Origin of the sequence: Bacteroides sp. AF25-38AC, from assembly GCF_003602995.1 — a bacterium.
GTDB lineage: Bacteria > Bacteroidota > Bacteroidia > Bacteroidales > Bacteroidaceae > Bacteroides > Bacteroides uniformis.
Genome location: NZ_QTMD01000006.1, coordinates 164,480 through 188,165, shown reverse-complemented (window position 1 = coordinate 188,165; position 23,686 = coordinate 164,480). Strand labels below are relative to the sequence as shown.

The window sequence follows — 23,686 nt, the reverse complement described above, 5'->3', positions numbered from 1 at the left end:
AATAACATAAAAATAGTTCTGTGGAACAATCACAGCCCCACAGAACTCTCATAAAACCATCTAATCTATACATGTAAATCTTACAATACTACAAATTTCACAATTTGTATATAATCAAGAACCTTATCCAAACTATAATTGAATTTCCTTACCGGAAACGATACATTTCTGTACATCTATTACCCCATATTTCACATCTATAAACGGCTTTCCTTCCTTAAGTCCAACATTACCAAAACCCGTTTCCGTAGACAAGAATGAAGTGAAATCATCTCCAATCCGCGAATCTATATACAAAATTTTGTCTACTGCATCATAGCGTATTCCCGTAAGGCCTTCTAGCATAGCATAACTGGCCATTGCACGAGCATACCATGCTCCACACTCATATTCATTAAACGGATTACGAACACGACCATTATAACGATCACGGCAAGTTCTCACTATTTCAAGCCCTTTTTCCACTTCTCCTTCAAACATAAGATGAGCAGCCACTTGATATTCAATTCCAGTCCACACTTCGTTACTGTATACAAAAGGCAATTTTAGCTTACCACCTTTCGGCCAGGTACAAAGTAATAATCCCCCATCCTCTCCCAATGCAAAGGTGGAACGTTGAGGGTTGACATGGTTACTTAAGCTCTTTTTAAAGTTATACTTATGGACAGAAATCAAATGACTTTTTACTTTCAGACGATCGACCACCTCCGGCATTCCACATACCAATGTCATCCAAGAGCCCAATATTCCGTCAGACAAACAACCTTTACCATACTGATATTTCGGACCTTCTTCTTGTAGGATTTTTAAAGCTTCTGGCGTATAATGGGTCACAAACGATTGGGCATCAACTGGGTCTGGAGCGTCCAATCCAGTCCATTGAATGTTCTGAATAAAATACTCTCCATCAAAAAGTTTGCTCTCCAAATATGCTTTACTTTTATTCATCAATTCTTCATAACGGGAAATATCATCGCCTACCGTTTTACCCATCAAGCAAATAGCTTGTAATGCTCCTACATAAAAACTGGTAATCATCCCATTCGCGCCCCAAAACTCTATATCATACGTATTATGGTGAGGTTCTTCAACAGCTCCAACCTCTCTCGGATCCCAAGTACGGATACAATAATCCATACTTTTCTTCACAGCTGGATACATCATCTTCAGCCAATTTATATCACCCATAATTCTCCATTCACGATATACCTTCATTATACCTCCTAATTGCCCATCTGCCGCCGAATGAAAATCATGGACAGTAGGACTGATAGGCAGATTCGTACGGAACACTTGATGTCCCCTTTTATCCTGGCTCACAAAAAATTCTGTTTCACGTAATGTACGTTCTAATTTTGGGAAAAGATGAGATACAGCTTGCGCATAATTCCAAACATGCGTGCATGAACCATGACAAGAGCCCCAATTATCATGACTTCCCTCCCAATTCCACATACGCCCATCGTATTGGCGAAGTACTGTAGTAGATTTCAATATACTCAAATTAGCAGCAACAGCCTCCTTAACTTCAGGTGGAAGAGTAGAATCATAGAAAGCATCAGTGAACAACTGAGTATTCTTTTTCAATGCATCATAATTATCCAACCAGTAGTTTGCAACATCTTGTATACTGCCAAACCTACTGCTATACCAAGGGCGGTAATTCCCTTCAAAATTATTCTCATAAGTATAACAGTTACTCAATTCATCTGGACAAACTGGTGCATCAGGGATATCAGTATCTGTACGTGGGATTCCACCTATTCGTTCTTGTGAATAAGGGACATGCCAAGCCATGTACAACCTTATATTACGAGTCTCACCAGGTGCTAAAGTAAACGGCACATATAACGAAGCTCCCACTGCTCCTTCCAAGCCTGCTGGATTCTCTTCCATTCTGCCCTCTTCCAAGTTATCCCAACAAATGCTCAATGGGTCGAACCAACCTCCACGAAACCAGTTATGATTAACTACCGTCTGGGGATTGTCAGTATAAATCATAAAATCACCTTGACAGAAAGGTTCATTCTCTGTGCCTGTCTGTCTTAGAATGAATCCATTCTTTGCTGCATCTATATACGCTTTACCTCTACCCGGAGTTTGCATAAAATTCATACTATTATATGAAAAGACGGCTTGTACTTCCTCATTACTGGTATTATGAAACTCATATTCAAACCCAGCAACCGGTAGACTTGAATTATCTTCATCCGTTGGTATAAATGGATTCCAGGCAACCAGTTTCACATCTATAGGGACATTCTGATCTGCCAACTCTACCTCCGCAAAAGGGAAACGTGACTGGAAACTATACTCCTTAAACCGGGGCATTCCCCATGAGCCGCCGTCTCCACGGCTGGAATTAGGAGCACCAAATTTTTTCCATTCTGGAACCGGCCCTTCCAGAATGCGTGTACCATACTCATAACCTTTCACATGAATTGCAGCAAACATCGTTGGTTCATTGAAAACATTCGGTCTATGACGTATAGACATATTACTCAATGCTCCTGTTCCTTCAATACAGAACATGCCCGTGCCTATACCTCCTATAGGGAAAGCTATTTTACGCGTATATTCACCTATATACTTCTCATTATAGCCACGTTCAACCGCACTCTCATGATGCCAGCACCCTTGAAAAATCAGTGCACAAACTACCAGACATATTAATAAATATTTCGTCATAAATACTGTATTTATTATCATTTTTTTATTTTGTATCAGGAGCTACAACTGTATAAACAGCACTACTTCTACCGGAAGAAAGGCGGAGATAACATTTTATATTTACTCCACTGAAAGATAAAGGTAACTGCAATGTATCCGTATAGAGTTTTCCATATAAACGAGGATCGGTACCATCTGTGGTATAATATATATCAGCACCCTCTACTGACGGCTTCAAATCCACTATCGCGTTACCGCCTCTAACAATAGCTTTATCCCAACCAATCGGTTCGGGAATACGGAAAGTAACCCCTTGTCTATCCAGTTCAGCCAAACATCCCGCTAATCTTTCACGGAAATCTGCATAATTCTTCTTTTCCGCAGGTGACCAACCTATTTCTGAAAGGGCCATAGCCCGAGGATATGCCATATAGTTCACTTTATCAGGATGATGTATAAATTCTCCCCAAACATTAGCTTGTACCCCCATTATATAACCGCATTGCTCTTTTGTAAGCTTAGGCGTATAAGGTTCATAGCTGTAGATATGTTCCAACGTAACCAGTCCTCCTATATTTAAAGGCTCATTAGTATAATCCTCACTCTGATAATAATCAATATACATATAGTTATTGGGAGCCATCACCACTTTATGCCCCATTCCCGCTGCAGCAATTCCACCGTTTTCTCCTCTCCAGCTCATTACAGCAGCATTCGGTGCCAGACCACCTTCTAAGATTTCATCCCAACCAATGATTTTTCGCCCCTTCCCCGTTACAAATTCATCCAAATGATGGATGAAGTAACTTTGCAATTCATGTTCATCTTTCAATTTATTTTCCTTAATGCGTCGTTGACACTTCGGACATTCTTTCCAACGTCTTTTAGGTGCCTCATCACCGCCTATATGAATATACTCACCGGGAAACAAATCTATCACCTCAGATAAAACATCTTCTACAAACCGATAGGTTTTATCATTACCGAGACAAAGAACTTCCTCCTTAATACCCCAAGTTTCCGGTATCCGAAATGGTCCGCCCGTGCAAGACAGCTCCGGATATGTAGCTAAAACAGACATTGTATGTCCTGGTAAATCGATCTCCGGAACAATAGTGATGTACCTATCTGCCGCATATTGGATAATCTCCTTAATCTGCTCCTGAGTATAGAATCCTCCATGTGGAATACGATCTTGTTCTGTCGGATTATGCCCCCACTGAGTACTATTACGCCATGCCCCAATTTTGGTCAATTCTGGATACTTTTTTATTTCAATACGCCACCCGGCATCTTCTGTCAAATGCCAATGGAATCTATTTATTTTATAACGAGCCATTAAATCTATATACTCTTTTACATATTCCACTGAGTAAAAATAACGTGCAACATCCAACATCAAACCACGATAACCAAAACGGGGTTCATCATTTATCATAATATACGGAAGCTGTATGCATCCATTTCCCTTATCAACAAGTAACTGCTGCAATGTCTGAATTCCATAAAATATTCCAGCTTCACTTCCCTTGATTGTTACTCCCTTATCATCCACAACTAATGAATATGCCTCTAAAGGCATTTTCTTGTCTATCTGCAAATGAATGGCATTCTTTCCTTTCGATCCTTTCTTCAAAGTCACCCCAAACCGTCCATCTAAATAATTATTAAAGAGACTGACTGTTTTGGTAAGCGCATCATTACTGTAATTTATACGTGTATCGGCAGATACATCCCAAGAACCTTCTCCCATCACCATTTCTTTTGGCATAGGAATTACTGACTGTGCATTACAAGGTAACGTACCGAGAATAATACATATTACCAATATGTATTCCCATCTGATTTCGTGTTTAATCATGACTGTAATTCAATTTTATATCTATATCCTTTTGTTTATTCACCTTGATATTTACTGTCTCGAATCCTTTGGCAGAAACCGTTAGCACATCGTTTTCTACAGTCAGAATGGAATATCTTCCGCCTTCCTTACTTATAACCGTTCTACCAGAATAATTAGATTTGATTTCAATTCCACTTATAGGGGTTGCTTGTACATCTCTGACACAACCAGCAACCTTTATCTTTCTTCCTGGATTCTTCACAATTTCATCCATGCAGAAGTCGTTATGACCAAGACTATTACTAGTCACCGGCTGTCTGCCAACAAAGATTGTCCTTCGTAATCTGATATCATCTGAGGCTGTTCCTATCTGTATTTCATACTCCCCTTCTTCTACTACTTTTTTCATGCTCAAATCATATAAGGCCAATTCTTGTATTGGTAGCTTCAAAACAACTGTCTGCATTTCGCCTGGTTGTAAGAATGGTTTTGAGAATGCCTTCAGTTGCTTGACCGGAGTCACAACCGAACTGACCACATCTCGAACATAAAGCTGTACTACCTCCTTTCCCGCTACACTACCCGTATTCTTCAAAGATACACTGACAATCAAGGTATCAGATGGATGTAATAACTCTGCAGAATAATGAGCATTCAAATACTCAAATGTAGTATAACTCAATCCATGCCCAAAAGACCATAACGGAGCTGGTGAAGAAAAAACATAATCACGTCCAGGTTCATTTGGTCTACCAGGACGACGATAGAATCCTTTGTCCGTTGGCAAATGATTATAAAAAACCGGTAAATGTCCTACGCTCTGCGGAAACGAGAATGGAAGTTTGGCTGAAGGATTAATATTTCCCAATAACATATCAGCTATTGCATCTCCAGCTTTCTCACCACCGTACCATTGTACAACTATGGCTGGAATATGTTCTTTTATCCAAGAAATAGAAAAAGGCTTACCTGTAACCAATACAACTATAACAGGTTTTCCTATTGCATAGATTTCTTCCACCAATTCTTCTTGTACACCTGTCAGATCCAGAGAAGAGAGGTCAAACCCCTCCCCACATGTAGCATCTGAATAGTCACGTGCCAGTGAAGCACTAGAAGAACCAACAAATACAACAGCCATGTCACTCGCTTTTACAGCAGCTACAGCTTCATCAAATCCGGATTTATTATCTGTAATAAGATCACATCCTGCCGCATAATTTATTTTTATCTTATTTCCAACCCGTTTCTTTAGGCCTTCAAGTGGAGTAACCCCATCTTTATTACTCCGGCTCCATGTATAATCCCCGAACTGTACTTGATTAGCATTCGGCCCAATCACTGCTAATGATTTTATTTTATTCAAATTTAAGGGTAAAAGAGTATTTTCATTCTTCAATAAAACAATCGATTCATCAGCCACTCTGCGCGATAGCTCCACCGCTTCTTTAGTACGCATGGCTACTCCCGGCATGTCAGCGCCCTGATATGGATTCTCGAACAATCCTAATTCAAATTTAACACGTAAGATACGTCCAACAGCCAAATCCACATATTTTTCATCAAACCTGCCTTGCTCTATCAATTGCTCCAAAGCCCAATAGCAATTACTGGAAGCTTCCAAGTCCACCCCCGTAGTCAAGGCTTGGATAGCCGCTTCACTATCATCCTTAGCTGTATGCTGAAAATCCTTCAACATAGCCACTGCCCCCCAATCGGAATATACATATCCTTTGAATCCCCATTCATTGCGTAAAATATTCGTCAGTAAATAAGAAGAAGCAGAATTAGGGATGCCATTCCAAGAATTATAGGAGGTCATCACCGCCTTCACTTCCGTATTCCGAACAGCCATCTCATACGGCTTGATATGGATATTACGTATATCCCGTTCTCCACTCTCAACTGAAGCCAAGTTCAGCCCTCCCAAAGGAGCTCCTCCCGGTCCAAAAGGTTTCAACATTGGAGATATTCCTCCGTCAATATAACCTTTCACTTGTGCAATCCCCATCTGTCCCACTAGCCAAGGATCTTCACCAAACGATTCCTCAACACGCCCCCATCGCAAATCCCGAACAACATCCAATCCTGGTGAAAGAGTCTGAATTACCCCTTGGGACCTTAATTCTGTAGCAATTGCTTTAGTCATCTGATAAGCCAAATCTAAATTAAAAGTACTACCAACGGCTACAGATTGAGGAAAAATGGTAGAACCATCATGTACCGAGCCATGTAAAGACTCAGTTACTGTAAAAACTGGGATTCCCAAGCGTGTCTCTTCAACCATATATTTCTGAATTGCATGAAATGCTTTCCGCACATTTTCACCAGTAAGATTGAATCCCTCAATACAGCCGTAACTAATATCACCAGCTGCATCTCTTAATTTTTGGTAATCCACCTCTTGACCATTGTATAATTGATAACCATGCAAATGACTTAATTGTGCTATTTTTTCTCGTAATGTCATTCTGCCCAATAAATCTGTAACCCGTCGTTCAACAGACATACTAGAATCCTTGTACACCGGAATGCATTGAGCCATGGAATCTACGGCAATAAGAACCGACAATATAAAAGGTAATAACCATTTTTTCAAAATCCTATCTTCAAGTAACATATTTCAGTAATTCAAAAAGTAAATATAAATATCAATCTTATGGTATAGCTTGATGGTCTGTATCACGCATTCTATACCAATCAACCAACTTTTCTTTCTCTGGTAATTTGAACGCCAGAGGTACAGCTTTGTCTTGATACCAGAAAGCCGCCGAAGAGAATTTAAAGGGCCGGGTCTGCTCCGGTTTACGGGGATTTATAAAATCAAAAATAAAACTTTCATTGAAACAGATTGCATCTTGCTCATGATAACGATACATACTCACCATCGAACGGAGCGGATCCTTTATAGGAACTCCATGCAACTCTCCACAGAATTCACCTTCCCTAAAATACCAGCCACCATTAAAATAATCTTCAAGTCCAGAACCAACTATAGTCGGTACACTTTTGTCTTCCGTATCGATATAAATAAACTCGGGTGCTTCCAAATATCCCAAGTAGTTTGGAAGCCAACTCTGCATGGACAAGGAACAGCCAATAAAATGTCCATGTCCTTTAGTCTGCAATATGGTTAATGGTTCATAACCAGGATTGGTACCAGCATTATATAAACAATGGAATCGTCCCATACCCTCAGGTAAACTCTCCAATTGATCATAATTGGCATTTAAGAAAACGCTTGTAGTCAAACGGTGATGAAGATTTTCCACTTCTATCCTTACCTTTTTAAATGGCATCGGAAAATAACAATAGAAACCTCCACTGGACATACCTATATATTTGGACATATAATGCTTATATTCACAATGCCCTATACCAAAGAAGTCACCAATCGGACATTCTACAGAAGGATAGTCCTCACCATCCCAATAAATACGCAAAATCAGCATTTTCAAAATAGTAGGATCAGGCCACCGCTCCTTACTTAAATCCCAATTTTCCCAAAACCAACCATTAATAGTAAACCACATACGGGTAATTACACCAGGAGAAGTGTGATCTACCAGTACAGATTTCTCACCCGGTCCAACCAAATGGGCTTTAATCTTAGTATTCAAGTCAAAAGTCGTAAACTGACGAGATACAGCGTTACGCATAGTATGGATAGATGTAAAAGCAGAGGTTTGAATGTCTCTCCGTTCTTTCTTGATGGGATTCAATGCATGCCCTACACCAGGTAATGCTGCCAATCCTACGGCACCTGCCATAGTAGCCAATGCTTTACGACGAGACATCTTTTGAGGGCTGGAATCCATATTGCCCGGAATTTGTTTTCTCTTCATCATATTATGTATTAACAATTATCCTTGCGGTTCAATCTCTAAAATAGAGCCTTGTATATGTCTAGTACCTTTGGCTCTGTCAAAGTTTATATAGTATACCACCAATACCCTCTTCTCATCCAGCTGTACAGCCCATGTATATCCGACATCTCCATCATCCGCATCATCTCTTATGATAATCTCAGGAGCCGTGGCATAATCTGTACATTCTGCATTAAGAATTCTGGCTCTAACTCCACAAGGTTCATGACGATAACCATATGTCAACAAAACTCTATTGTCTGGCAGCCTCATTGCCTGGAGAGGATGTCCTTTGAACCCCATACTTTTCCATTCACCAAATGTTTTCCCACCATCTATGGACCGTGCAATACAAGCTTGGTCACCAAACGCTTCCGAACGCATAAAAGCAATCAAATCCCCATTAGGCGTTTCATACATGGAAGTCTCATTAAACGAGACCTTTTTATCTTTAGCAATTTTCGTACCGTATTCCCATGTTTTTCCTTTATCTTTGGATATAAGCAAATAGACCGACGTATTTCTTAAAGCTTCTGTATCAGAAGCTACTACTGCCCAAAAAATACGTCCATCTTTTCCTTCATACAAAGCGCCACGATTATAAGCCGGCAATTTACCTCCCAATCCACTATAATTTATTTCAGACGGAACGCTACAAGGTATAATCAAATCATTCCAAGTTCTACCATCATCATAAGAACGGAGCAAATATCCTCCTGCAAAAACAGCGTCTGTATTCTGTACGAACGGTTTCTTAAGAACAGCTAAACCATCCGGACGAATAAATGTCCACAAATAACTAGCACATAGCAGTGTTCCATCTTTCAACTTCAACAAACATGGATCTTGTGAGCCTCCAAACGGATGGGCATAAAGCAGTTCCGGTTCCTTGGTCCAATGTTCGCCATCTTTGGATCTCACTACTACCAGATAACTATTCGGGTCCAAATGATTATTCTTCTTCTCCTTAAAGACTTTACGGTCTGGAGCTCTTCTGAACGATACCAGTATCTCTCCATTCGATAATTTTACAGCTGAAGGAAAAGCGGAGTAAAACATGGTATCCTTATATATTATTACATCCTTTATTTTCTTGACACCTGGTATCAAAACGTCATTCTGTTGAGCAAACAATGTTGTCGCAGAACACAAGTGGACAAGCAGACAATAAAAGAGAAATATAGACTTTTTCATATATAATTTTATTATGTTCGTTTATCAATCTTTCCAATATGCTGTAAAGTTACAACATATTGGAAAGATTTCAATAATATACTTTATTTATCCCAACCAGGATTTTGAGTAACTTTCGGCTCCACGCTTATTGTTGACAAAGGAATGGGGAACAGCATCATATAATCTTCCCCCTTATGCTCTCTCAAAGAAGGAACCAAATCAAAGGCTTTGTCAAAACGTACCAAATCCCACCACCTTTTACCTTCAAAAGCCAATTCTAAAAGTCTTTCTTTCAAGATAGCTGCATCATTCGCCTCTTTTGTGCTATTCACATAAATATGCTCTTCATACTTGTCTTTATATGCACGTTTCCTGACCTCATTAATTTCTGCAGAAGGATCTTGTCCCAAAGCATTTTTAGCCTCAGCCTTCATTAATAAAATATCAGCATAACGGTACAATATGATATCATCTGCAAAAATACGATCACCATCTCGCACCAAGCCTTTACCTTTTAATACTACACTAACATAAAATTTATTTTCTCCAGTTTCCTGATCTTTAGAATAAATCTCAAGAAAAGAAGCATTTTTTCGAGTATCATCTTCTGTATATTGCTTTCTATACTCGTCCGAAGCTACTATAATACCTTGTCCCGGCCCTATCGGATAAACTATATCCTTTACCTCTTGAGGAGCATCTCCAGGAACAGCACTCGCATGTATCCACATATATCTGAAATAGTTAATACCAGATTCCAAATCCTGAAATCTAACACTCATCAAGATTTCATCATTACCCTTATTATCATAAGCAAATACATCAGCAAAATCCGGCTGTAAACGAAGCTTATCCGTTTTAATTGAATTCAAAGCATTTAATGCAGTTTCAATATCACTGCTTCCACCATTCATTTTTTTTCCACTCCAAAGATATACTTCAGCTTTCAAAGCCAATGTTGCCGGTTTTGACCACATAGCTCTTTGATCACCGAAATTGTCATCCGGATATAAAGACAAAGCTTTCTCCAAATCATCTTTTATCAGTTGGAAAACTTCCGTTTGGGGTCTTCTTTCTTTATAAAGGACTTCTGAATTTGTGTTTTCAATAGGATCTGTATGGATTATCAAATCCCCCCATGTACGAGTCATCACAAAATACATGAAAGCCCTCATTGTATAAGCTTGAGCCAACATTTTATTGCGGGAAGTCTCGTTATTAAAAGTCACATTGGGAGCATACTTTAAAAGAAGATTGCATGAATTGACTATCTGATAATAACGTATCCAGGATATAGGCATATTAGCTTGTGTCAACGTATTATAATAATAAATATCATATCCGCCATATCCACCGATACCTACAGTCAGTATTTCGCTACGCGCTTCCCCCAATATATACAAATCATGTTCAGCAGCTCCTCGTAACTGGACATAAATACCATTTAACGCACCCTTCACGTCATCTTCTGTCTGCCAGAAAGATTCATTCGTTATAAAGCTTATTGGCTTAAGGTCTAGTGCATCACAAGAAGCAAATGTCAGGACCATAAACAAAGCTATTGTACTATTTATTATATTTCTAATTTTCATAACTTTACTTTATTAAAATGATACATTTGCACTAAAAATAATATTTCTCGGCATAGCATATCTACCATTATCCTGTCCACCTTCTTCTGGATTAAGACCAGAATATTTAGTAAAATAGTGCAGATTATTTCCCGTAACCGTAAACCGAAGTCCGCTTAAACGAATCTTTTGTATGATATTTGCAGGAACTGTATAACTTAAAGAAACTTCTCTAATGGCTAGAAAATCTCCTGATTCATGATACAAAGAGCTACCTCGGATAGCATTCTGCTGTCCACGATCACCATGCCAATAGAATCTCGGCATGTCCGCTTTGTCACCTTGTTCTTTCCAGGAGCGATTTACGACATCTTTCGTCATATTATTATCACCCTGCCAATTATAATCCAAAAAGCCTTTGGCAAAATTATATATGGTATGACCCAATGTAAAATCAAGTCTGCAATACAAATCGAACCCTTTATAAGATAGAGAAGTATTAATACCCCCAGTCCAATCCGGATAAATATTACCAACATATACACGGTCTTTACTGTCAATCACACCATTACCATCAGTATCTTGCCACTTTGCATCACCACCATATTTGGTTTTATCAGGGACTGTAATAACATTATCTATCGGCTCATTAGCATTCTGTGCTTCCTCATCAGTAGAATATACACCTATCATCTTATAGGCAAACAAATCTCCAATTCGTCCTCCTTCCTGTAAACCACCTTGCCAAGTATGTTTACCCAGTTTAGCATCCCAAATGTACTCACCACCAATCCGATTATTTTCAACCCCATTATCTGGCAGCTTCAATATTTTATTGGTCACCTTCGAGGCATTAAAACCTAATGACCATTGAATAGAACTGGATACCGGTAATATTCTTGCATTCATTTCCAACTCAATACCTCTATTTTGTAAACGCCCTAAATTAGTGAAAATAGAGCCAAAGCCTGTAGAATGAGGTAAAGTGCGATTTGTCAGCAAATTATCTGTGGTACGATTGAAATAATCAAAGATAAAGTTTAACCGATTATTAAAAAAGGAAATATCAGTACCGATATCAAATGTCTTAGACTCCTCCCAACTCAAGTCTTGATTTGCCATAGTTCCCATAGTGATACCTGCATTACCTAAATATTTAGATCCTACACTATAACTACCTTGAGCCGTATAATCCCCCAAGCCTGAAATATTACCATTTACTCCATAGCTGGCACGCAATTTCAGACGCATTAGATTCTCAGGCATAAATGACCAGAACTTTTCTTTATCCACATGCCACCCTAATGACACGCCAGGAAAAAATCCCCATTTGTTGTTCGTACCCAAATTGGAAGCACCGTCATATCTTGCAGATACAGAAATCAAATATTTATCCTTATAATCATACCCTATACGAGCAAAAATACCTTGCATAGATCGCTCTGTAATAGAACTACTCACACTTACAGGAACACTTGAGGCATTCAAAGTAGGAATCAAATCAGTAGAAGCACCTCTACCAGCAGCTGCTAAACGGGCCTCTTTCCTAAAATAATAAGCATAACCAGCTGTTACATTCAAATTGTGTTTTTCATTGAAAGATTTAACATAGTTGAATACAGCATCTGCCTGATATTGCCGCCATTTGTAAGTATCAGCATTTGCATTTCTTGTAGTTATATAATCTCTCGGTCCATTCCAAAAAGCATCCCAAAAAGTATAGTTATTACTGTTCACTTCAAATAAAGAAAGAGCTGGTTTGAAAGACAATCCTGGCAATATAGTCCAATCTGCATCTACTCCTATTGATAAATTCTGATAGTCATACTCTCTTTGTGCCTTGTTCATATGATATACAGCATTTCCCAGATACTGGGCAGCTCCTGGAGCCAGACTACCATCTTCAAATCTGAATTTAGTGGTAGGTGAGGCAGCCGGTGAACGATAGAATGTTGCATCTGCAGCTAATGGAGAACCATACGTAAACGAGTTTGAATAAGTAGTTCTAGCTGAAATTTTCAAATTATCCCGTGCTTGCAAAGAACCATTCAAACTAAAATTATACCGTTTATATGAAGTTGTAATAACAGTTCCTTCATTAGTCATATACCCTAATCCCATATTAAAGGTAGCCTTTTCCGTTCCACCTGAAACTTCAATATGGTGATTATGAGAAAAACCAGTACGATAAATTTTATCCTGAAAATCAGTATCTGAGTATAACAATGTCTTACTCGGATCTACTGGATCTGGCATTGATTTCCACCCTTGATCTAATTTATAGCGATTCTCATCAGTCAAGTATTGAGTAGAGAAGGCAGTATTATTAGTCAGATCATTTCCTGTTCCATAACCTAAATGTCCTATCAATCTTTGTTCGGTAGCTTTTCCAAATTTCGCTGGTGAAATCATACCTTTCCTCATAAGGGTCAAAAATTCTTCAGCATTGGCAAATTCATATTTTTTACCAATATCAGAAATTGTCAGATTATATCTATATTCAACTCTGGTTTTACCGGCCTTCCCCTTTTTAGTAGTAACAATTACAACACCATTTGAACCTTGGGCTCCATAAATAGAAGTAGCAGCAGCATCTTTCAGAATTTGGATGGATTCAATATCTTCCGAAGCTATATGAACCATATTCGCCCTCATAACACCATCAATAATATATAGTGGAGTAGCACCATTAGGATTATTAATGGAAGTACCACCACGGACTATAATACGAGGTTCTGCACCTGGTTGCCCTGAAATACTTTGCACACGTACACCAGACACTGTACCTTGTAAGGCTGAAGCTGCATTTGCATAGGGTACATTCTTCAAAGCCTCTTTATCAAGCTTGGTCACAGATGTCGTAATCTTCTCACGAGACTGAGAACCATACCCAATGACTACAACTTCCTCCATTTGGGTGGCATCCTCTACCATCACTATTTTATAGTTACTCTTATTGGCAGATACCTCTTGAGTTTTCATTCCCAAATAAGAAAATAACAAGGCACGACTATCAACTGGAATACTAAAACTAAAATTTCCATCCAAATCAGTAACAACACCTAATGAAGTTCCTTTAACTTGTACAGCTACCCCCACCAATGGTTGTCCATATTCATCCATCACATTTCCTTTTACTGTTTTCTTTTCTGATTGATTAGTGGATAATACAGACGGAGTATCTTCCGATGCATATACACTTCCCACACTCAAAACAGTAAAAAGGAAAATATAAAATGCCCAATGTAATATCCTGCTATTAGATTTAATGTCTATTGTTTTCATTTTTTTTGATTATTTGTGTTTCAAACTATTATTAGATTCACCACTGTATAATTACTTTCTTCTTATTTCCATTATTCCTCCTTTCTCTATCAATTAACAAAATCTGTTTCTATGTCAGAAACAAAGCACTTTTTCACATCAATCTTCCCATATTTCACCTCAATGAAAGGTTTACCATCTTTTAGACCAACATTACCAAAACCTGTTTCCGTCGACAAAAAAGACGTAAAATCATCACCTATCCTTGAATCAATATATAAAGTAGAATCCACTGCATCATACTGTATTCCAGTCAAAGCTTGGAGCATAGCATAACTAGACATTGCACGGGCATACCATGCCCCACATTCATATTCATTAAATGGGTTACGTACTCTTCCATCATACCGATCACGACAAGTACGGACAATATCAAGTCCTTTCTCAACCTCACCTTCAAACATCAAATGAGAAGCCACTTGATATTCAATACCTGTCCATACCTCATTGGAGTAAACAAAAGGAAGTTGTAACTTTCCTCCTTTGGGCCATGAACATAATAATAAGCCTCCTTCATCACCTAAAGCAAAAGTCGAGCGCTGAGGATTTACATGTTTTCTGAGATTCCTCTTTAAATTATATTTATGAACAGACAATAAATGACTTAATATTTTCTTTCTATCTATAGCCTCGTCCAGTCCACAGACCAAAGAAAGCCATGCTCCTACTACTCCATCAGATAAACAGCCTTTTCCGTATTGATATTTCGGCCCTTCCTTTTCCAATAAATCCAAACCCTCTTTCGAATAATTAGAATTGACAGACTGTACTTTCGTCGGATCAGAAGCCTGCAACTCCTTCCAACGAATATTTTGAATAAAATATTCACCGTCGTACAATTGATTTTCCATGTAGTCAATACTCTTATCTAGCAACTCTCTATATTCTGTCATATCTTTCTCCAAATGTTCACCCATAGCAACAAATGCTTGTAATGCGCCAGTATAGTAACTATTAATCATACCACTAGGCCCCCAAAATTCAATGTCATAAGTATTATGATGAGGTTCCTCTATAACACCTTTCCTTTTAGGATCCCACGTATTAATGCAATAATCAAGACTATTCTGTACGTATGAATAAATCAACTTCAACCATTCGTCATTACCATATATATGCCAATCACGGTATACTTTCATAATACCACCTAACTGCCCATCAGCTGCTGCATGAAAATTATGTCTGATGGGTCGGATAGGAAGTGCAGAGCGAAATGCTTGGTGCCCATTCTTAGCTTGACTAACAAAAAATTCCGTTTCCCTCAGTGTTCTTTCCATTTTAGGAAACAAATGAGGTATAGCTTGAGCATAATTCCAAACATGTGTACAAGAACCATAGCAAGAGCCATATTCATTACCGCAACCTTCCCAATTCCACATCCGACCATCGTATTGCCGAAAAATCGTAGGTGATTTTAATATAGTAAGATTAGCAGCAACAGCTTCAACAACTTCAGCAGGCAAAGTTGTAGCATAAAATGCATCAGTAAACAGCTCTGTTTTTTCTTTCAACGTATTATAATTTTTCATCCAATAGTCTGCGACTTCCTCTATATTTGCAAATCTACTGCTATACCAGGGACGGTATTTATCGGACAACTGAATGGAAGTATCAATATAGCCTGCGGGCTCTCCTCTTTCATTAACTACAGGTACGATAGGTACATCTACATCATCAATCGGTTCCAATCCCTCACGAACTAATGAGAAAGGAACGTACCATGCCATATATAAACGGATTGTCTTTGACTCTCCCGGTTGCAATCTAAACGGTACATACAAGGAAGCTCCGGGAGCATCCGCCATATTAGCAGGATTTTCTTTAATTACCCCACTGCTCATCTCATTCCAGCACATCGTGAATGAGTCAAAAGACCATCCTCTAAACCAACAATAATTAACCTTAGTTTCCGGTTCATCTGTAAAGATTGCAAAATCAGCCTGATGAAACGGCTGCGTTTCTGTTCCTTTCTGTGATATTATAAAACCATTTTCAATTGGCCTAATAGATGCTCCTCCATTACGAATATCTACAAAGTTCTTTGAATTATAAGAAAATATGGCTTCTACTTCTTTAGCATATTTATTTTTAAACGTATATTCAAAACCAGCAACTGGAAGCCCTGAGTTATTTTCATCTGTAGGAATAAATGGATTCCAAACCTTCATTGTCACGTCCATCTTCAGTTCATCGTCACTCATTCTCAATTTGGCAAAAGGGAATTTTACTTCAAAATCACAATCTTTAAATCGAGGTAATCCCCACGTGCCGCCGTATCCTTTTGTTGACTGTGGTTGGCCAAATTTTTTCCAATCCGGTACTTGTCCTTCCACAACAATACTACCATTATCTACCCCTTTCAAATATAATCCGGCAAACATTGTCGGTTCATTCAACATCTCAGTTTTATGCCTAATATTCATATTAGAAATTGCACCACTACCTTCTACACAAAACATTCCCGTCCCCAATCCCCCAATAGGGAAAGCAATCCTGCTCGTATACTCTCCCGTATATTTTTCATTATAATCACGTACTTCTTCCATACTGGAGCAAGAAGCCCATAAACACAAGCAGATACATAGACCTAAAAAATAAAATCCATTTTTCATATATCATTTTTTTAATGATTTATTCCTTCAACATTCTCTATTTTTTCTCCATTTCTGTTCAATCTCCTCCAATGATAACCCTTTTGTCTCCGGCAAGAATAAATACCCCCATACCAAACCCAACACGGCAATAAATCCATAAAGAAAAAATGCACCTGCCGGATTCTCAGAAGTCGTTTGTCCAACAACAATTTCGGTACCTGGTATAGAAAAAAAATCTATAATCTTAAAGAAAGTAAAGGAGACAATGCAATTAAATATCCATACAGCCAATGAACCTATCGAAGTCCCCAATCCCCGTACTTTCTGCGGAAATATCTCGGAAATGACCAACCATCCCAAAGGTCCAATACTAATTGCAAAAAATGCAACATATCCAAACATAAAAATGACCATTAACCACCTTCCGATTTCGCCCAACTGATTAGCATAAATAAAACAAGCACTAAGGCACAAAACAGAAAAGGCAATTCCTGACAGACCAATAAAATACAACTTTCGTCGTCCGATTCTATCCACTAAATAAAGAGAAATCACTGTAAATACAACATTTACAATTCCAATACCTACAGAAGCCCAAATAGCAGAGAGTGTACTTTCAAATCCTGCCATCAGGAAAATCTTCGGACTATAATAAATAACTGTGTTAATACCTACAAACTGTTGAAAAAACATAATACAAACAGCAATCATTAGAGGAGTTCTCAACCAAGGCTGCATCAAATATCGCCATCCTACCGCACTATTCCTATCTTTCTCTATTTCCACCTCCATTTGTCCAATTAAATCATTTACTGTATTTTCCGGTTCTATTTTCTGCAACACTTTCCTACATTCTTTCAACCGTCCTTTACTCAACAGCCACCGAGGTGTTTCAGGCACAAAACACATACCTACCAGTAATACCAAAGCCGGTACGACACCTGCCCAAAACATCCATCTCCAACAATCCAACTTGTTTTCATCAGCCCAAAAGGTATCTGACATGTATGAAAGTAAAATACCTATTGTAACCATTAACTGAAACATTGAAACCAGACGTCCCCTGGATTTAGCTGGAGCAATTTCTGCTATATACAATGGAACAGTAAATGATGCCACACCTATAGCTATACCAAGAAACAGACGAGAAAAAACCAAGCTCTTCAAATCCGTTGCCAGTCCTGACCATAACGCTCCCACTGCAAATATCACAGCAGAAACCAATATGATTTTTCTTCTTCCAAATATATCAGATAAACGCCCACAACATACAGCCCCCAACATAGCTCCCAACAAACCAGCTGCCGTAATCCATTCAACATCATTATTATCTATTCCCCAATCTGACTGAAGAAATGGAATCGCTCCTGAAATTACCCCAGTATCAAAGCCGAAAAGCAATCCTCCTGTTGCTACAACTGTAGCTATTAAAAATATTATATGTCTGTTTTTCATATTAAACTTATATTTTAGGGTTCAAAACTTATCCAAACTTCCTTTTTCACTGACGGATTCGGAACATATAAGAAAGTATCCGGAGCATCTTCAAAAATTTTATAAATGGATTTACCTTTCCCAATACCTAAATCATGATACTCTCTTGGAGCCTTTCTTACCAGTTCCGAAAAATGATAGTTTGTATTTCTGATCCACTTCAATCCATCACCCTCAAAAACAGGATACCATGCAATACCTTTATGACGACGAATCTCAGCATATTCAAAACCATATTCACGGTCACACCATGCACCAAACACAAGAGATTCATCTGCATTCGTACTAATGGTAGCATGTACCCAATATGGAGGGACCACCACCACATCGCCAGGCTGTGCATAAACAGCATAACACCTCCCCGGTTCATCTGTAGCCGACTCTTGCATGTAAATGACCGCCTCTCCATTCCATATCTCATAAACCTCTGGAGTGGACCATTGACTAAAAGGTGAGACCTTATGAATATGTCCCTGACTGCGAATGGGTTCCATTCCCAAACTTCCTTTGGCATAAGCCACTACTCCAAAAAGCAAATGCTGTTTTTGCAAAAGCGCTTTATGAACAGTCTTACCCACATCCATAGCTATAGAATAGACAATATCCGGTCCTTCACATTTCGGATCCAACAAACTAGACCGGATATCATCCAACCACCGGTTTTCTACTGTCGGGCCAAAAACGTCCTTACCATAAATAAAACCTAACGGATTTTCTGTTATCCCTATATCAATCCCCTTATCAAAATTATCTTTATGCATGATGTCTTACAAAAGCTTTAATTGTTCCACATTCCATTCCTTCAGACTCCCCATAAGGTTTTATTGTATATTCCTTTATGGCAGCAGGAATAATAAAAGTTTCCGCATAATGGACAACAAACGGAGAAAATTGTCCTATAGGACTTTCCACTATCACCGAACGTCCCTCAATCAGATTCAGAACATTAACACCCGACTCATTCTTATGCAAAACTTTGTCCGTGAACCAATGTCTTCTTGTTTCTATAAATTCCCATTCATGAAGTCCCGTCTTTTCTTCACGCCAAGAATCTCCTTCACCAATAACAGAGACCTTGTTTATCAGTTCTTCTTTCACCCAAGACTCCGTTCTATTCCATTGTATCACATTAGCCCCATGAGCTATATTAATCGGACGCGGTCTGCCATCCAGTCCCATCCGTCCCCAATCCCACAACTTAAATGTAAAGATGTATGGGGTTGCACTAATCTCAAGTACCATGCTATTCCTTCCCGAACAATGTACCGTACCAGCCGGAATTAAAAAATGATCATGCTTCTTTGCCGGATAAATACCTACATACTTCTCCACTTCAAATTCACCAGTCCTTTGCGATTTTTCCAATTCATCAAGCATCTCCTCCGGTTTAATATTATCCTTCAAACCCAAATATACAGTTGCCCCCTCCTTAGCATCCAAAATATAGTAGCTCTCATCCTGCGTATAATGCATCCCAAATTTCTGTTGTATATATTCAGTCAAAGGATGAACTTGTAAGCTTAGATTGCCGCCTTCTATCGTATCAAGAAAGTCAAACCGTATTGGAAACTCATCACCAAACCTGCCATACACAGCATCACCCAATAACTGTCGGGGATAAGCAAAAATCAAATCAATTGACGGTATTTCCACTTTCTCATCCCCAAAGGCCAACAACAGACTGTTTTCTTCAGGTACACAGTCAAAACACCAAGCATAATTAGGCATCGTCCGTTCTAAATCGCAAACATCTTTCATCCACTGTCCTCCCCAAGGCCCCGGATCAAAAAAGGGAACTACACGAAACGGACCATTTACCGCTTTCTCCAATCCCTCAAACATCGCTTTGCCTGTAATCATCTTAGGATGATTGCGCCGGTTCGTATCCAAAACATAATCCACCTTTGCCATCAGCATCTTTTTGTGCCTATCGCATATTCTCCAATCTACGAAAAAAGCTCTTTTATACTGCAAGGAGGTTCGTTCTTCTTTATTGTTGACACCTATATTTGATATTTCATTTTTACGGAATCTGGACTGTATCTCCCATCTTGCCATATCGGCATAAATCAACAAATCAGGATGTTCACAAAGATAGGCCGCACCAACCCCATAGACTATTACAATACCAGACTGCAAATCTTCTATCTGTTGCCGGATACCAGTAACTTTATCGAAATCAAAAAAACATTCCATTGTATACCGGGTCAGATAGCCGAATAATTCATCATCGGTAATATCAGGATAGAAAAAATCATTGATTTTCTCTTCCGGCAACATCGCACTATCTGTATGAACAAATAAAGCATTATTGAACCTACCGGCAAAAGCATTACGTATATCATTCTCAAACACTCCTTGATAGCACTCAATCGCAACCACTTTCAACGGCTTCTCCAGTACCTTCAAACGTTCACTGATACTATCGGTAATGGCAAACCAACCGGAAATACAGTCATCCGAATTATAGGACACCTGCACAAAAGGATATTTATCGTAATTAGCAGAATACTTCATCTTTTATCTTTTTTCTTAAACAATATTCCAAACCATACAAAGCTGCATAATCTCCCAAGCTAGAAACTACCACAGATACTTTTGCACTCGGAGTCCAGGCAAACTTTGACACCCGTTCCTCGATATAAGGCACTATCACTTTATGGCTATTCATGATTCCCCCTCCAAGTATCACCACTTCAGGATCATAAGCATGAATAAAATTTATAACAGCAGCTCCCCATATTTCAATGCATTCATTTCGTACCAATAACGCGTCTCTATTTCCTTGTTCCGCCAATTGGAAGATTTCTTTAAAATCATAATTCTGAGATGACATTTTAAACGAAGGAGACAGGCAAGCATGATCCTTTATAATTTTATGAAGGAAGAATGAAGAGGACAAAGCCTCCACACACCCCTTGTTTCCACAAGAGCATAACCTTCCTTTGTAATCTACTACAAAATGGCCACCCAACGAACCTGCTTGAAAGTGCTTTCCATACATTACCTCACCATTCATAATGACTCCCGATCCTATGCCCGTACCAATAGTCATCATAACAACGCTATCATATCCTCTGCCGCTCCCATATTGCCATTCTCCAATTGCTGCAAGCCGTGCGTCATTATCAATGTAAAAGGGGGCTCCCCAATGTTCATCCGCCCATCTATCCAAATCAAGCTCCACTCCATCATCATATTTTTCATTCGTAGATATAATAATGCTTTTTTTATTATTTACTAGCCCTGGAAAAGCTATACCCACTCCAAAGAGGCGCTTCACACCATTTGAATTTAACAGGAAATCAATTGCATTTTCAATCTCCGGCAAACTTGCTGTCATATCCAAATCTTGACGAGAAGGCATTTTTACATAGTCTACCAGTTCTCCATTGCGTAAGAGACCGACTTTTGTAATGGTTCCTCCCAAATCTACAGCTATGATATACTTCATATTCATATTTCTATCAATTGGGGATTGCCATTCACACACTGTAAAGATGCAGAAAACCCGTTCTCCAAAATCACTTGATAATCATGTCCTGCGTCCGAAGGCCAACAAGCAGCGAATGACAGAACAGAATATCCTATATTTGCCACACGATGGGCCACCCCTCCAGGTATATAATGAAGACTACCCGGAAACATCCGCTCACTCCAAACCCTTCGGTTCTGATCCATCATAATCAATCTGCCTTCACCTTCCACTCCCCAATAGTACTCCCCACGATTCATATTGGCATGAAAATGTCCTTTGGTCATGAAATACTCATCACCAACCTTACCTGGATAAATTCTCGTGATTCCGAAATAGAGTCCCCCTGGCGTTCCTTCTTCAACCGGCAGATGACAAGTCACCTCATACAATAAAGTATCAGGAGACATCTGTTCATAAGCCTCACAATTATGAAAAACACCTCGTAAATCAGCCAAAGTCTTCAAACTCCTCTTCACATTTTCACCGATCAAAGAATCCTTTATAAAGAGCAAAGGCGACTCATTTGTTCTCTTATCATTCATCAGCATCATACTTTTAAAATCTTATATTGCAAAAGTACGCTGATATGGAACTCGCTCTTTCCTCTATATTTTCCGATAATTATGGTATTTTACCATTATTCGCAGCAAATGGATAAAACCTTGCAAAAAAAGTAGAAAACCAAGGCTCTAACCACCAAATATTCAATGATAAAATAGTAGAATCAAATGGCTTGTTTAGCCTTTACTCCAAACTGCTTTTGGAACTGCGACGGGGACATTCCTGTCACTTTTTTAAATTGGGATATAAAATTAGATAAGTTAGGGAATCCGACTTCCCCACTGATAGTAGAAATCTTCATTTTGTTTTCCAGTAATAGTTTTTTCGAATAACCGATACGCATTTCGTTCAGATATTCTACAAAGGTTTTCTTGGTCCTCTCCTTGAAATAACGGCAAAAAGCTGTCGGGGTCAATCCAACCAAAGTCGAAACTTCTTCCAACCTAATGGAAGTCGCAAAGTTCTTGACGAGAAACTTGTATACCTTATTAAATCTCTCAAAATCTTCTGAATTTACAGAATTCGTAAATCCCACTGAGGCCAGTAACTCATACTCAGTCGATGTGGCCATCAGCTCAAGAAGTGTTAAAAGATTCGTTACCTTCCGAACCCCTACATCATTCACCGAACTCCTTATAAACCGGGTTATCTCTAATTTCGATTTTCCGGTAAACTTCAGTCCACGCCGTGATCTCTCTATCAAATCACGAATATTATTCATTTCTGGTAATCTGATAAAATTCGGATCAAATATCTCACGTTTAAAGAACAGACAGATACACGTAGCACGCAAACCAGACTCCTTATCAAAATAAGCATCATCATTACGCCATTCATGAGGGAGATTAGGGCCAATCATACATACATCCCCCTCCTCATACTGTTCTATGCAATCCCCAACAAAACGGGTTCCTATACCTCTAGTTATATACATTATCTCTATGGCCGGATGATAATGCCAAGGTACAATGAAGTGCGGCAAGTCTTCTATATAATAATGTATATGACTGTCTATTGGGAATGGCAGATCTTGGTAAAGTGGTTTCATAGTCATCTAAGTCAATAATCACCGTTAATTATAAAAGCGAATATAGATAATTATTTTATCA

At 38.8% G+C, this 23,686-nt stretch carries 14 protein-coding genes; all 14 read right to left on the bottom strand.

The features are described from left to right. Positions 1–132 precede the first annotated feature (132 nt). The gene (locus DWY55_RS06290) at positions 133–2,688 is read right to left on the bottom strand and encodes a GH116 family glycosyl hydrolase (protein ID WP_008665489.1); all 2,556 of its coding nucleotides are present in this window, start codon (positions 2,686–2,688) and stop codon (positions 133–135) included. Between the two features lie 25 nt (positions 2,689–2,713). After that, entirely contained in the window at positions 2,714–4,531 is a 1,818-nt protein-coding gene (locus DWY55_RS06285; RefSeq protein ID WP_005823636.1) for a family 20 glycosylhydrolase, read from the bottom strand. Beyond that, on the bottom strand, positions 4,524–7,133 hold the full coding sequence (locus DWY55_RS06280; protein WP_120178041.1) for a glycoside hydrolase family 3 N-terminal domain-containing protein: 2,610 nt from the start codon (positions 7,131–7,133) through the stop codon (positions 4,524–4,526). Before DWY55_RS06280 ends, DWY55_RS06285 begins: the two co-directional genes overlap by 8 nt. 37 nt (positions 7,134–7,170) lie before the next feature. Continuing rightward, positions 7,171–8,361 carry a glycoside hydrolase family 172 protein gene (locus tag DWY55_RS06275; protein ID WP_005823641.1) on the bottom strand — a complete coding sequence of 397 codons (1,191 nt, stop codon included), beginning with the start codon at positions 8,359–8,361 and terminating at the stop codon, positions 7,171–7,173. A 15-nt stretch (positions 8,362–8,376) separates the two neighbouring features. Then, positions 8,377–9,573, bottom strand: a complete 1,197-nt coding sequence (locus tag DWY55_RS06270; protein WP_034533021.1) for a sialidase family protein — start codon at positions 9,571–9,573, stop codon at positions 8,377–8,379. 83 nt (positions 9,574–9,656) lie between these two features. Then, positions 9,657–11,147 carry a RagB/SusD family nutrient uptake outer membrane protein gene (locus DWY55_RS06265; protein ID WP_005823643.1) on the bottom strand — a complete coding sequence of 497 codons (1,491 nt, stop codon included), beginning with the start codon at positions 11,145–11,147 and terminating at the stop codon, positions 9,657–9,659. 12 nt (positions 11,148–11,159) lie between these two features. Continuing rightward, positions 11,160–14,411 carry a SusC/RagA family TonB-linked outer membrane protein gene (locus tag DWY55_RS06260; RefSeq protein WP_005823644.1) on the bottom strand — a complete coding sequence of 1,084 codons (3,252 nt, stop codon included), beginning with the start codon at positions 14,409–14,411 and terminating at the stop codon, positions 11,160–11,162. 89 nt (positions 14,412–14,500) lie between these two features. Further along, a complete protein-coding gene (locus DWY55_RS06255; protein ID WP_008665498.1) occupies positions 14,501–17,062 on the bottom strand; it encodes a GH116 family glycosyl hydrolase in 2,562 nt (853 codons plus the stop codon). A 27-nt stretch (positions 17,063–17,089) separates the two neighbouring features. Beyond that, entirely contained in the window at positions 17,090–18,499 is a 1,410-nt protein-coding gene (locus DWY55_RS06250; protein WP_008665500.1) for a sugar porter family MFS transporter, read from the bottom strand. 14 nt (positions 18,500–18,513) lie between these two features. Next, positions 18,514–19,299: a glucose-6-phosphate isomerase family protein gene (locus DWY55_RS06245; RefSeq protein ID WP_005823648.1), complete on the bottom strand. Its 786-nt coding sequence runs from the start codon at positions 19,297–19,299 to the stop codon at positions 18,514–18,516. Further along, positions 19,292–21,055, bottom strand: coding sequence for a class I mannose-6-phosphate isomerase (locus DWY55_RS06240; RefSeq protein WP_016272607.1), 1,764 nt, complete (start codon positions 21,053–21,055; stop codon positions 19,292–19,294). The genes DWY55_RS06245 and DWY55_RS06240 overlap by 8 nt, the downstream gene beginning before the upstream one ends. Further along, complete coding sequence (locus DWY55_RS06235) at positions 21,039–21,998, bottom strand: ROK family protein (protein ID WP_005823650.1); 960 nt, start codon at positions 21,996–21,998, stop codon at positions 21,039–21,041. Before DWY55_RS06235 ends, DWY55_RS06240 begins: the two co-directional genes overlap by 17 nt. Beyond that, positions 21,995–22,558: a glucose-6-phosphate isomerase family protein gene (locus DWY55_RS06230; RefSeq protein ID WP_009037083.1), complete on the bottom strand. Its 564-nt coding sequence runs from the start codon at positions 22,556–22,558 to the stop codon at positions 21,995–21,997. The genes DWY55_RS06235 and DWY55_RS06230 overlap by 4 nt, the downstream gene beginning before the upstream one ends. Positions 22,559–22,740: 182 nt before the next feature. After that, positions 22,741–23,625 carry an AraC family transcriptional regulator gene (locus DWY55_RS06225; protein WP_009037084.1) on the bottom strand — a complete coding sequence of 295 codons (885 nt, stop codon included), beginning with the start codon at positions 23,623–23,625 and terminating at the stop codon, positions 22,741–22,743. Between the last annotated feature and the right edge of the window lie 61 nt (positions 23,626–23,686).